The sequence below is a fragment of the Microcoleus sp. Pol12B3 genome, assembly GCF_036701355.1.
Lineage (GTDB): Bacteria > Cyanobacteriota > Cyanobacteriia > Cyanobacteriales > Microcoleaceae > Microcoleus.
This window is the reverse complement of record NZ_JAUBQS010000003.1, coordinates 70,075-82,915: the sequence shown is the minus strand read 5'-3', so window position 1 is coordinate 82,915 and position 12,841 is coordinate 70,075. Positions and strand designations below refer to the sequence as shown.

The following is a 12,841-nucleotide window of genomic DNA, read 5'->3' as shown; positions in this document are numbered from 1 at the left end:
CGATCGAGCGACCGGACATGATATCACTCTAATAGCCAACCAAATAATTCTCCTACTGTCAGTTGCAATTCCCTGGCAAAAGATGGCACGGGCAATAACTGTTCCGGTTCGTCGAACACCTCCGTTGATTGAGTCGGCAGATATACAAAAACCGATTGCTCATCTGGATCGATTAACCAACCCATTTGAGTTCCGTGTTTGAGACAATGTAAAATATTTTTAGTAACTTTAGTTTGGTTTTGGTCGGGGGAGAGGATTTCAATTGTCCAATCCGGGGCGATCGCAAACACATTTGCCATACCGCCATTTTCTTTACGGGGAATGCGCTCCCAAGTGAATACAGTTACGTCTGGAACGATCGCTCGACCGCCAAAAATGCACCGTAGTTCTGGAAATACTCGCGCCACCTTTTGAGGTTTGAGAGTAGCATTAGCAGCACTTGTCAACTCGCCTTGAATGACACTATGTTCTCCTTGAGGCATCGGTTTTTGAATGATTGCACCGTCAATGTACTCGCTGGCTGGTGTGGTTTCTGGCAACTTCAGAAACTCTTGGAGTGTCAAAGATTTTCGCAGGGTTTTTACCATCCGATTTTACCTATAAAATAGAGTTTCATCTGCTATTTTACCCAAAAGTCCCGGACTCGTGCGATCGGCGCTCCACTTACTTCTTCCTTCGGCTATACCACCTTGCATCCTGCGGCTAATCTTGCTTCTATATATTCAGAGACAGTTTTTGAGAGAGTTGGGATTGAAATTACTTTGCCTCAGTAACGGCCACGGAGAAGACGCGATCGCCCTTCGCATCTTGCAGGAACTGCAACAGCACCCGCATCCGCCAGAATTAGCCGTGTTTCCGCTAGTGGGTGAAGGGCAAGCTTTCGCTCAACTAGAAAACGCCCGCATCATCGGCCCGGTGCAGCGGATGCCTTCGGGCGGCTTTATTTACATGGACGGGAGAGAATTTTTGCGCGATGTCAAAGGCGGCCTGCTTCAGTTGACTATCGCTCAGTTTAAAGCCATCCGCGCTTGGGCGCGATCGCAACAACAGTCTGGGAATCAAGACGGCTTTATTTTAGCCTGCGGGGATATTGTACCGCTGCTGTTTGCTTGGGTCAGCGGCGCGCCCTATGCGTTTGTCGGTACTGCCAAGTCAGAGTATTATTTGCGCGACGAGAACGGGCCTCTGGCTCGCAAATCCCGAGTCTTGGGCTGGTGGGGTTGCCCGCGATCGGTTTATTTGCCTTGGGAGCGCTGGTTGATGACTCGATCGCGCTGTCGGGCCGTTTTTGCCAGGGACGCGCTGACTGCCGAGACTTTACAAAAGCTGGGAATTCCCGCTTACAATCTCGGAAATCCGATGATGGACGGACTCGAACCGGAAAACCCCGCCGGTTTTTACGGCCCTGACGCAGAGTTTCGGGAAATGTCGCGATCGCTAGTCATCACCTTACTCCCCGGTTCTAGAGCGCCGGAAGCCTACGCTAATTGGCTGCTAATAGTAGAGGCTGTAGCCGGAATTTTGTCGCTGTTTGCCGATCGCCAATTGTTATTTTTCGGAGCCATTTCTCCAGAGTTAAACTTAGAAGCTTTGCGACCTAGTTTAGAATTTTTCGGCTGGCGACAAGACGGGGAAACTAGAACGCAGCGGCGAGAAGGAAGTATTTTGCGACCTCCTATTTCTAGCGGTCAAGAAATTCGGAAAGAATCTCCTAATTTGCTATTGCCCTTGACATTTGTGCAGAGAAACGCCACGATGATTTTGACTCAGCAAAGTTTTAACGATTGTTTGTACGAAGCGGATTTAGCAATAGCAATGGCCGGAACTGCTACAGAACAATTTGTAGGTTTAGGAAAACCGGCGATCGCCATTCCCGGAAACGGCCCGCAATTTACTCCAGCTTTTGCAGAAGCTCAAAGTCGCCTGTTAGGCCCGTCATTAATTTTAGTCAAACATCCTGCTGAAGTTGCAGGCACCGTCCAGTCTTTGCTCCGCGACCCTGACAGGTTGCAGCTAATCGCTGAAAATGGCTTGCGGCGCATGGGAGAACCCGGTGCAGCAGCCAGAATTGCCGAGTGTTTAATTCAGCGCTTCGGCGGTGAATCCAGCAATTCTCAATTGGCTGCAATAGACTAGGGACAAAACGTTGTTTTGTCCCTACCAAGTATGTTTAATTCTACTTGATTTAAAAATATTGTTCACTAACTACCTACTAATTTTCGTAGGTGCGCCTAGGCGCACCTTACTAATACTGCATTCGCAGAAAATTTCAAGTCGCCGTTTTTTCTGATGATGGAACCCAGAAATTAGCTTGAGGAATTTTAAAATCCGACTTAACCAAAACTCCCGGTTCTCGCTGCACAGGCAGCACATCTAAAGTATCCGTTTGCGCGCAATATTTTAAATCTTCAATAACACCTAAACCGAGAAGGCGCTGGCCGTGACTTGCCTTTTCCAACAATTCATGCAACCGATCTTGCCAGTGCAAATAAAGAGCAATAGCCCCAAATACTTCATCATTACCAGCAAAATCGCTCGCAGGAATACCGCTTTCTGCTAGCAGACTTTGGGCGATCGCACCAGCACAAACCGTATCTTCCAACGAATAACTCCCTTCCCAACCAGAACCCACAATCCAAATAGTTTCCGGCTGTTTATTTAACAAAAACTGCACCACCGATTTGCGGTTTATCAAAGCCGCCGTTAACACAGTTGCAGCAGCTTGCACTCGCTGCAGAGCCCGAGTACCGTTAGTTGTGCTGATAAAAATTCGCTTCCCAGCCACCTTTTCTGGCGTGCAGTCGAAGGGGGAATTCCCCATATCAAATCCGTCAACTTTGCCGCCGCCTCGCTCTCCGGCGCGAATCCGCTTATCTGCAGGCCATTTTTCGCTCTCGGCCATTAGCTTATCTAAGTCGCTGAAAACTTGGACAGCTTCCGCCCCATTATTCAGGGCCGTTGCCATTGTCGTAGTCGCCCGCAGCACATCAACTGCGATCGCGCAAGCCGGCATTTTGTCGGCTGGCGTAAGTTCTGGGGTATGGTAAATAAAAAGCTTCACTTTTGGGCTACCTGCGATAAATCCTCATCAGCAATAATAATGGAAAGTGGATGATAGAAAATAGAGTCGAGTCCTCAAAAGCAGAAAATATGTCAAAACAGCTAAATTCAAACCCCGCCCGCGCCGCCATTACCGCACCAATTGGACTCCTCGCAGGTTTTACCTATCCTCTGCGAGCTTTCACGCTAATTTTGCAAACTCCCAAGCTGTGGACTTATGTATTAGTTCCCGTGGCCCTAAATTTTATAATTGGTATCGGTCTTTATTTAAGCTTACTATTTCCCAGTTTGGCAGGGATAGACGTTTTAGTTGCCGATTTGTCCGTCCGATTTAATGCTTTAATTGCGAGTTGGCCAGCTTGGCTGAGTTTTCTCGGCGCCTTAACAGTCGCTTTCGGATGGCTGCTGCGGGTACTCCTAGTGTCAGGACTTTTGCTGATCATCGGATTTTTGTTAGTGCAGTTTGGCGTAATTTTAGGTTCGCCCTGGTACGGCAAACTTTCCGAACAATTGGAACTGCTGCGGAACGGTCAATTGCCCGCAGAAGCACCAATGAATTTGGCGAGTAATTTTCGAGATATTCAAAGGGCGATCTCTTTTGAACTGCGAAAACTACAAATTTTGTTGAGCGCCGGCATACCGCTGCTGCTGCTGAATTTTATCCCGGGCGTCGGATCTATTATTAGCAGTTTGGGTGGCGTAGCTTTGGGCGCGACTATTGTCTGTTTGGACTTTCTAGATGCACCTTTGGAGAGGCGGAGGCGACCTTTTCAGGAGAAGTTGGAGATAATTTGGGCGAGTTTGCCGGCCAGCGGGAGTTTTGGTTTGGTTTGTTTGGGTTTGGTGAGTATTCCCCTGTTGAATCTGTTGGCGATTCCGCTGTGCGTGACGGCGGGAACTTTGTTTTTTTGCGATCGCATTTGGCCGGCCCGCTTTGCCCCACAAGAAACAAAGAGCGATCGAGAAACTAACATTACCAATTAAAAACTAGGAAGATGCTTCTTCCTTCGGCCGACTCTGGGAGTTAAAACCCAAAAACGGGCTTAACAACAGCCAGCTAATGAAGAAAAAGGATGCTGTAAATAGCTGGACAATATCGATCGCCGACAAATATCCGTCAGATAATAGTGCAATAGTTCTATCTGTCAGCCCGAATATCCAAGAGAGAATCCCAAACAGCCAAATGCCTTTTTGGAGCATGGGCAAAAATGCTGAAACTTCGGAGTTTTGCTGCTTGTTCATTGATTTAGCCCTTGTTTGCGAAAAGTCTGATTAACCGGGGCACCCCAAGGGCTTAAGGATTTTTGGTGTCTCCTCGGATTCCCTTTGTTATCTATATGTTAAGAAATATTTCTCAATGTGACAAGGCGACCTGCGAGGGATTCCCGCATCTATCTCCAGAGGTAGTTAGAGCGCTGACAAAGAGTTATATTTGCTACACTTTGACAGACTACTAGAGATTTTGCCGATTTTTTGAGATATCAATTGCTGGGCACGGATAGCGGCGGGTTCTATTGGCACCGCGCCTACAAAAAAAGGTTGTAATTTATATTGAATTATGCAATACTACAAAGTGAACAAGTCTGGTTAAAGAACGATCCTGAGGTTTGTACTGAGGACTGAAGTCCTCAAAGCCCAAAAAGCCACAGGACAAACAATTTGATTATCAAAATCAACCGGACTTGATGTGAGTTCAGCGTTAATAAAATCGAACAATGGCACGCTTAAATCAGATTATTGCGATCGAAAAAGGTATCAAAAGCCGCTCGGTTCAAGAACTGGCAGAAGCTCAAAAAGCTCTCCAGAAGCCCGCTGTGCTTTCTGGAATCTCCCGCACTTACCGTCCCAAAGACGAAGAAGGCGAACAACTGCCGCCCGAGTCCAAAAAAGTTGAAGTCAAAGCAGAAGAGATTATCCGCAAAACGACTGAAGTTTTGACCAAACTCTTCGACGTAACCGCAACCAAAGATTGGACAAACTGTAGCGCCCGCGCGGACGTAACTGTAGACGGAAACGTGCTTTTGAGCCAAGTTCCCGTCAGCTATTTGCTATTCCTTGAAAAGCAGTTAGCAGATTTGCAAGCATTTATCAAAAAACTTCCCGTCTTAGATGCTTCCGAGACGTGGAACTTCGATGCTTCGGCAGATTGCTGGGCCACAGAACCGGTGCAAACTCTCAAGACTTTTAAAACTCCGCGCAATCACGTTAAAGCTGAAGCTACCGAACACCATCCGGCTCAAGTCGATGTTTATTACGAAGATATTACGATCGGCTATTGGCGGACTGTCAAGTTTTCTGGAGCTTTACCAGCACGGCGGATAAATGAGTTGCTGCAAAGGGTGGAAATATTGCAGCAAGCTGTTATGTTCGCCCGCGAAGAAGCTAACAATTCTGAAGTTGAGGAACAGAGAGTGGGAGAGCGAATTTTTCAGTTTATTTTTCGCTGATTGCTTGCTTTTTTGATAGTTATGGTTTAAGATATAAACAGAGTACAAGTTAAAACTCAAACTTCAACTTAAACCGTACAAATGTGATAGTGCAGGTTCGACTCCTGTCCCTCCTACCCAAAATAGGGCCCAAAATAGGGGGGTAGCCCAATTGGCAGAGGCAGCATTGCGTACAAATTCAACAGCAAGCTATTACTCTAAACTCAGCATTCACCGCCGATCGCTAAAACGAATGTCAGGAAAATCACATCATCGAGGTTGCTGGCTCATATCCAGCCCCCTCTACCAAACGCAGGGGGGTAGCTCAATCGGTAGAGCGCGATGCTATTAATCTTAAATCCTTGACTTAAATGTGATAGCGTGCCCAAATGGGCGGTAAATATAAACCCAGCAGTAAGGTCAGAACTGCTGGGTTTTATGCTAATAATTGATTCAATTCGTTAAATCCGTCAGTCCTGGACGTATCAAGACAGATGATTTATTGCATCAATCCTCACTGCGAACAACGCGAAAATCCTGCTGCTGCTCAAAAATGTCAGGCTTGCGGCACAGATTTGTTAATTGGCGATCGCTATCGCATCCTTAAACCAGTGCGATCGCCCAATCCCGCACGCCCCACAGACATCTTTGAAGTTGAAGATTTGGGAACCGGGGAAAACGAATGGGGAACTGTCAAAATTTTAAAAGTCTTGAAACACACCCACAATCCCGATTTAGTTCGGTTGTTCAAGCAAGAAGCGCGAGTTTTGATTTGGCTGGCCGGAAAGGGCTCAGTTCCCCAAGTCGAACCTGACGGTTATTTCCCAATTAAACTACCCCATAACTTCCAGAAATTGTCTTGTTTGGTGATGGAAAAAATTAGCGGAGAAAACTTGGCAGACTTCTTAACTAAAAAACAGTACGTTTCTCAAAATCTCGCTTTAGATTGGCTGCAACAAATGCTTCATATTTTGCAGGAAATCCACAAGTATCGTGTAGTACATCGGGATATTAAGCCATCCAACCTGATGGTTGAAGCCAATGGGAAATTGAGATTAATTGACTTCGGCGCCGCCACAGAAGCAGATATAGATACCGCACCCATAGGTTCTGCTGGATACGCCGCACCGGAACAAATTCTAGGTAAAGCAGGCGTGCGATCGGACTTTTTTGCCCTAGGGCGTACTTTTGTACATTTATTAACAGGCATAGAGCCAAGTCACTTTCCCGTTAATGAAAAAACTGGTAAAATTAATTGGAGGAACCAGGCTGTAGATATTGACCAGTTACTCCTAGACTCGATCGACGAATTGATCGAACCGCTACCAGAAAATCGACCTGAAAATACCCAAGTTATTTTAGAAAAATTAGAAAAATTAAAAATTTATGAGGGAGACCCCCTGGAAAAGGGGGACACAACATCGCTTCAATAAATCTGTTCCAGCAGGCGAAAATCCCGCTCAACTTCTGCCCACAAAGCCCGATTGTGGGGGTCAGTTTTCACAGCCTTTTTCAAATAAATTCTCGCCTTATCCACCTGCTTTTCTCCGATCAAATGCCGTCCCCAGCGCTGATAGGCGATCGCCTGCCACTGACGCACCTCCAAATCTTCGGGAACCCGCTGGGCCAAACCCTCAATCAAGGCGATCGCCCGCGGGAACCTCTGATATTTCAGCAACTGCTGCAATTCAACATAAGCATCTTGCTTTAACTTTTCTTCCGCAGCCGACAAATCCGCATTAGATTGAACCGCAGCCTCTTTTCGAGTCACTTTAACTGCCTGCGGTTGAGCTTTCCCCCCCCGATCCGGCGGTGTCCAAGTAGGCGGCACAGTTGAATTGGCAACTTTCGACTCCGCAACATGGTGGGGGGCAACCTTCACCAGGAACTTATAAGCCTCAGTAATAGCAATAAACTTATTCTTAGCCTGTTCGTTTCCCGGATTCACATCGGGGTGATACTGTCTGGCTAACTGCCGATAAGAGGCCTTAACTTGCGATAAACTCGCGCCAGACCTCAGTCCTAACTGTCGGTAATAATCTGCAATATCCATTTAGCATGAATGAGCGTTGATAATTCCATTAAATATGGCAGAATCCTTAAATGTAAAGATTCTGCCAAAATTTACTGCGAACTAGGTTGTAGTGCGAGGGTTGCCCGTACTACTGAAGCGAACAAACAACTTACGGACGCTCTTCGATCACTCTGTCAATCAAGCCGTATTCTCTGGCTTCCTCAGCGGACATGAAATAGTCGCGATCCATGTCCTTCTCGATTTTCGAGATCGGCTGGCCAGTATTTTTAGCGTAGATATTATTGAGTTCGTGGCGCAGCCGCAGAATCTCTTTCGCCTCAATCTGAATATCCGTTGCTTGTCCCCGCGTGCCCCCAGAAGGCTGGTGAATCATGATTCGCGAGTGAGGCAAAGCTAACCGTTTCCCCTTCGCACCGGCAGCTAACAGGAAAGAACCCATCGAAGCAGCCAAGCCCACACAAATCGTCACCACGTCCGATTTAATGTGCTGCATGGTATCAAAAATAGCCATGCCGGCCGACACCATTCCGCCTGGGGAATTGATGTACAAAATAATATCCTTACCTGAATCTTCCGAATCAAGATAGAGCATCACAGCGATGATTTGATTGGCAATTTCATCGTCAACGTCCCTGCCCAAGAAAATAATTCGTTCCCGGTAGAGGCGATCGTAGATATTAATCCACTGAGTATCATAACCACCCGGCATTTTGTAGGGAACTTTTGGCACACCTATAGGCATAATTCGGAACTCCGTTTAGTTGGTAATTGGTGAGCGGGCAATTGGTTAGGGTTTATTAGTTATTTTTTACTTGTTATTTCAGGTTTTTTAGTTTTTGGCTATAATGACCAATAAACAATAACTAATAACTAATAACCCATAACCGAATTAGATGACTCCTGCAGGCAGCGGTTTCGCTAATTCTTCCGAACTTTCAAGAACACGATCGATCAAACCGTATTCTTTAGCTTCATAAGGCGTCATGTACAGCAACCGATCCATATCTTTAGTAATCTTTTCGATCGGTTGGCCAGTACAGCTTGCAAAAATATCAAGCATCGTCGCTTTATTTGCCAGCACTTCCTTAGCCCGAATTTGAATGTCGCTTGCTTGACCCCGCGTGTAAGCCTTGGGTTGGTGCAACACAATAGAAGCGTGGGGCAAACTCGCTCGAAAGCCTTTTGTACCAGCCGCTAACAGCATCGCAGACATCCCCATTGCCGAACCGAGGCAAATAGTGTGTACGGGCGGCTTAATGTACCTGATCGTATCGCAGATAGCGAAGGCTTCTGTTTCAAAGCCGACGGGTTCGCCACTGTAACCAGAAGTGCCGGTCGAGTTGATGTAGATTTTGATCGGCTTCTCGGGGTCTTCGTACTGCAAGAACAACAGTTCAGCGATAATTAGTTCTGTTACCGCAGGCACCAGAGGCATCCCCAGATAAACGATCCGCTCCTTCAGCAACAGGGATGGCAAATCGGGAGGTGGCGTCCGAGAGTTCCCTTCCCCGTAGTATGGCGATTGCACAGCTTTAATTGGTGTGTTCATATAACCGAAATGTTGCCTGAACTGATGGAGCTATTCTTAAAGAAATACTAACGCAATCTTTAGGTATCCCGCATGAAAGTTAGTTTGCTCCCGGTTTTAAACGACCCTAACCTTGACGCTGCTGCGCCCTCAACGCAGCGCCAGCTAGCGATTTCGGTGTCTGCGACGGCAAGCTCGATCGACTCCAGCGTACCCTTAAACCTGTGCCTGATTCTCGACCACAGCGGTTCGATGGGTGGACGCCCCTTGGAAACCGTCAAACAAGCCGCCGGACGGTTGCTAGACAGGTTGAAGCCCGGGGATCGCTTTTGCGCGGTGGCTTTCGACCACAAAGCCAAAGTCCTCGTCCCCAATCAAATTGTAGGAGATCCCAGCAGCATTAAACGGCAAATTGAGCAATTGCGCTCGGCCGGTGGCACAGCAATTGATGAGGGCATTAAGTTAGGTATTGAAGAGTTGGGCAAAGGCAAAAAAGAAGCTATATCTCAAGCATTTCTGCTGACTGACGGCGAAAACGAACACGGCGACGACAGCCGCTGTTTGAAGTTGGCTAAATTGGCTGCCGACTACAACATGACTTTAAATTCTTTGGGATTTGGCGATAACTGGAACCAGGATATTTTGGAAAAGATTGCTGACGCTGGCGGCGGTGCTCTGGCTCACATTCAGCGTCCCGAAGATGCGGTTGACGAGTTTGGCAAACTATTTACTCGCATCCAAGGTGTAGGTTTGACTAATGCTTATTTGCTATTTTCGCTAATGCCAAAAGTGCGGTTAGCCGAACTCAAACCGATCGCCCAAGTTTCCCCGGATACGATCGAATTACCGGTACAGCAAGAGGGCGATCGTTTTATGGTGCGCCTGGGAGATTTAATGAAGGATATAGAGCGAGTAGTTTTGGCTAATATTTATATTGGACAGTTGCCCGAAGGTACACAGACGATCGGGCAATTGCAAATTCGCTATGACGATCCGACTGTCGGTCAAAGTTTGCTTTCCGATCCCGTTGCACTTTCCGCTAATGTCCTGAAAGTTTATCAGCCGGCAATTAACCCGATGGTGCAGCAGCACATTTTAGCTTTGGCTAAATACCGCCAAACTCAACTCGCAGAAACCCGATTGCAACAGGGCGATCGCGCCGGCGCGGCAACGATGCTGCAAACTGCCGCTAAAACTGCTCTGCAAATGGGCGATCAAAGTGCCGCAACTGTGCTGCAAACTTCTGCTACTCGTTTGCAGTCTGGCGAACAATTGAGTGAAGCCGATCGCAAGAAAACTCGGATTGCTTCTAAAACTATTTTGAAGTAATCGCGCGATTTGAAATTTTAAATAATTTTAAATTGGGCGATCGGACAATTTGGCGATGCGAAATAGCGTCTACAAAAACGAAACCCGCGCCCAGGCGGGTTTCAATATTCTGAGTCTCGCCTGCAAAAAGCGAAAGTCAGTCTAGCCAGATTGTTTTAAGCTGTGGATCGTGTATAAGCTCGATCGTTTAGAATGTTTGTATCACCTATCAAGAGTGCTTGTATGAACCAGAAAATATCGGATAAACTAGGCTGGACTACCGCCGATTTAGAACTATTGCCCGATAACGGCGATCGCTACGAAATTATTGATGGAGAGTTATTTGTGACTAGAGCACCCCATTGGGGTCATCAACAAGCTATAGGCAACCTCTACCAAGAACTTAATACTTGGTCGCGAGAGACTAATTTAGGACGAGCAGGAATCAATCCAGGTATCATTTTCACGGATGCTGATAACGTTATTCCTGATTTAGTTTGGGCCAGCAATGAACGCTTGGCTATCTTGCTAGACGAAGCCGGCCATTTAACCGCCGCACCTGAGTTAGTTGTTGAAGTATTGTCCCTCGGTGCAGACAATGAAAGACGGGATAGAGATTTGAAACTCAGACTCTATTCGGTACGAGGAGTACAGGAATACTGGATTGTGAATTGGCGGTTGCAGCAAATAGAAGTTTATCGCAGGGAACAAGCAAGTTTAAGGCTCATTTCTACGCTGTTGAGTAATGATGAACTAACTTCGCCTTTGTTGCCCGGTTTTAGTTGTTCTGTTGCTCTAATTTTTGCCTAAATTATGAAATTATCATTTTACAATTTAATTACTACTCTAGTAATATTTACTATCTTGGGTAATATATTTCCGGCTGTATCTGCTCAATCCTCAGCAATATTAATAGCTCAAAAAACAATTGTTCAAAATCCCGCAGAAGATTTATTCAATAGTGCTTTAGCCAAATCAGAGGCTGGAGATATTCAAGGGGCGATCGCCGATTACACCGAAGCTATTCGCCTCAACCCCAATTACGCCAAAGCCTACAACAAACGCGGCATCATCCACGGCCGCAATCTCAAAGATTACCCAGCAGCTAAAGCAGATTTCGATCGCGCAATTGAAATTAACCCGAACTACGGCGACGCCTACTACAACCGCGCCAGAGTCCGCGAGTTCTTAGAAGACAAACGGGGGGCGATCGCCGATTATCATAAAGCAGCCGAACTCTATCAAAAAGATGGTAATACCAACGATTATCAAGATGCCATCAAGCACCTTGAAATGCTGCAAGAATAAATGGCTTTTGAAAACATAGTATAATACCTGCGATATGCGTTCATCCGCGTTCATCTGCGGTTAAACACTCCAAATTAACTATTCAAAAAATGTCCGTAATCTCTACCGTCACCGTTACCGTACCCGCTACAACCGCCAACCTTGGCCCCGGATTCGACTGCATCGGCGCCGCTTTAAGCCTCTATAACCGCTTCCAATTCTCCCTACTCGAACCCTCAGCAACCGAGAAACTAAAAATTACTGTTACAGGTAAAGAAGCCGCCAAAGTCAAGACAGACGACAGCAATCTCGCTTATCAAGCTTTTCTCAAGTTATACGATCGCCTCAACCAATCGCCGCCCCCTTTAGCGATACATATAGATATGCAAGTTCCGCTGGCTAGAGGTTTGGGGAGTTCCGCCACAGCTATTGTCGGTGGGTTAGTCGGTGCCAATGAATTAGCCGGAAAGCCTTTGAGTCAGGTGGAAGTGATGCAGTTGGCGATCGAACTTGAAGGCCATCCCGACAACGTTGTCCCCGCTTTACTCGGAGGTTGTCGTCTCGCTGCTAGCAATCCACCCCCCCAACCCCCCCTTAGTAAGGGGCAGGAGGGGGGTGCTTGGGAGATTTGCGATATTCCCTGGCATCCAAATATTGTGGCCGTGGTAGCCATCCCGGATTTTGAACTGTCTACAGCCGAAGCCCGCAAAGTTTTGCCAGCAGATTACAGTAAGGCTGACGCGATTTTTAATGCCGCACACCTCGGTTTGCTAGTGCGGGCTTTAGAAACTGGCAATCAAAACTGGTTGCGCTGCGCCCTCCAAGACAAAATTCACCAGCCTTACCGGCAATCTCTGATTAAGGGATATGAAGCGGTGCAACAAGCTGCCCTGAATGCAGGGGCTTGTGGAATGGTAATTAGCGGTGCCGGGCCAACGCTTTTAGCTTTAACGGATGTGGCTAACGCTGTTGCGGTTGAGAAAGGGATGGCGGCTGCTTGGATGGAATTTGGGGTAAATGCTGAGGTAAGGGCGATCGGCCTCGATACTCAAGGCGGGCAAGTCTCCCTTTAGTTGTTCCACTCCTAGACACACAACATCTACATAACCGTGTTTTGTAGGGGCAATCTCCCGTGGTTGCCCCTATCGATGGAATTATTCATATTTCTATTCTCTTCCTCTCTCCTTCAAATCTCTT

At 47.0% G+C, this 12,841-nt stretch carries 14 protein-coding genes; 8 read left to right on the top strand and 6 right to left on the bottom strand.

The window, feature by feature from the left end; genetic code table 11:
- Positions 1–23 precede the first annotated feature (23 nt).
- Positions 24–587, bottom strand: a complete 564-nt coding sequence (locus tag QUA53_RS02365) for a Uma2 family endonuclease (RefSeq protein ID WP_333094916.1) — start codon at positions 585–587, stop codon at positions 24–26.
- A 163-nt stretch (positions 588–750) separates the two neighbouring features.
- Here QUA53_RS02365 and QUA53_RS02360 point away from each other — a divergent pair, with 163 nt between their 5' ends.
- Complete coding sequence (locus tag QUA53_RS02360) at positions 751–2,136, top strand: lipid-A-disaccharide synthase-related protein (protein ID WP_333094917.1); 1,386 nt, start codon at positions 751–753, stop codon at positions 2,134–2,136.
- A 133-nt stretch (positions 2,137–2,269) separates the two neighbouring features.
- Here the strand turns inward: QUA53_RS02360 and QUA53_RS02355 are convergent, their stop codons facing one another.
- A complete protein-coding gene (locus tag QUA53_RS02355; protein ID WP_333094918.1) occupies positions 2,270–3,061 on the bottom strand; it encodes a 2-phosphosulfolactate phosphatase family protein in 792 nt (263 codons plus the stop codon).
- An 89-nt stretch (positions 3,062–3,150) separates the two neighbouring features.
- On the opposite strand from QUA53_RS02355, the gene QUA53_RS02350 reads away from it, so the two are divergent.
- Positions 3,151–4,044 carry an EI24 domain-containing protein gene (locus QUA53_RS02350; RefSeq protein ID WP_333094920.1) on the top strand — a complete coding sequence of 298 codons (894 nt, stop codon included), beginning with the start codon at positions 3,151–3,153 and terminating at the stop codon, positions 4,042–4,044.
- A gap of 3 nt (positions 4,045–4,047) precedes the next feature.
- Here QUA53_RS02350 and QUA53_RS02345 read toward each other — a convergent pair whose 3' ends face one another.
- Complete coding sequence (locus tag QUA53_RS02345) at positions 4,048–4,302, bottom strand: hypothetical protein (protein WP_333094921.1); 255 nt, start codon at positions 4,300–4,302, stop codon at positions 4,048–4,050.
- A gap of 473 nt (positions 4,303–4,775) precedes the next feature.
- Between QUA53_RS02345 and QUA53_RS02340 the strand changes: the two genes are divergently transcribed.
- Entirely contained in the window at positions 4,776–5,507 is a 732-nt protein-coding gene (locus QUA53_RS02340) for a DUF7873 family protein (protein ID WP_015176549.1), read from the top strand.
- A gap of 473 nt (positions 5,508–5,980) precedes the next feature.
- A complete protein-coding gene (locus QUA53_RS02335; RefSeq protein ID WP_333094922.1) occupies positions 5,981–6,919 on the top strand; it encodes a serine/threonine-protein kinase in 939 nt (312 codons plus the stop codon).
- Here QUA53_RS02335 and QUA53_RS02330 read toward each other — a convergent pair.
- The 3 genes from QUA53_RS02330 to QUA53_RS02320 all read right to left on the bottom strand — a co-directional run bounded on the left by QUA53_RS02330 (position 6,913) and on the right by QUA53_RS02320 (position 9,070).
- The gene (locus tag QUA53_RS02330) at positions 6,913–7,539 is read right to left on the bottom strand and encodes a J domain-containing protein (RefSeq protein WP_333094923.1); all 627 of its coding nucleotides are present in this window, start codon (positions 7,537–7,539) and stop codon (positions 6,913–6,915) included. The two genes, QUA53_RS02335 and QUA53_RS02330, sit on opposite strands and share 7 nt — an antisense overlap.
- Before the next feature lie 130 nt (positions 7,540–7,669).
- Positions 7,670–8,263: an ATP-dependent Clp protease proteolytic subunit gene (locus QUA53_RS02325; RefSeq protein ID WP_333094924.1), complete on the bottom strand. Its 594-nt coding sequence runs from the start codon at positions 8,261–8,263 to the stop codon at positions 7,670–7,672.
- Positions 8,264–8,410: 147 nt separating this feature from the next.
- Positions 8,411–9,070, bottom strand: coding sequence for an ATP-dependent Clp protease proteolytic subunit (locus QUA53_RS02320; protein ID WP_333094925.1), 660 nt, complete (start codon positions 9,068–9,070; stop codon positions 8,411–8,413).
- 72 nt (positions 9,071–9,142) lie between these two features.
- Between QUA53_RS02320 and QUA53_RS02315 the strand changes: the two genes are divergently transcribed.
- The 4 genes from QUA53_RS02315 to thrB all read left to right on the top strand — a co-directional run bounded on the left by QUA53_RS02315 (position 9,143) and on the right by thrB (position 12,717).
- A complete protein-coding gene (locus tag QUA53_RS02315) occupies positions 9,143–10,378 on the top strand; it encodes a VWA domain-containing protein (RefSeq protein WP_333073175.1) in 1,236 nt (411 codons plus the stop codon).
- A 222-nt stretch (positions 10,379–10,600) separates the two neighbouring features.
- The gene (locus QUA53_RS02310; protein ID WP_333094926.1) at positions 10,601–11,167 is read left to right on the top strand and encodes a Uma2 family endonuclease; all 567 of its coding nucleotides are present in this window, start codon (positions 10,601–10,603) and stop codon (positions 11,165–11,167) included.
- A 3-nt stretch (positions 11,168–11,170) separates the two neighbouring features.
- On the top strand, positions 11,171–11,665 hold the full coding sequence (locus tag QUA53_RS02305; protein WP_333094928.1) for a tetratricopeptide repeat protein: 495 nt from the start codon (positions 11,171–11,173) through the stop codon (positions 11,663–11,665).
- Positions 11,666–11,754: 89 nt separating this feature from the next.
- Entirely contained in the window at positions 11,755–12,717 is a 963-nt protein-coding gene (gene thrB / locus QUA53_RS02300) for a homoserine kinase (RefSeq protein WP_333094929.1), read from the top strand.
- The last annotated feature ends 124 nt before the right edge of the window (positions 12,718–12,841 follow it).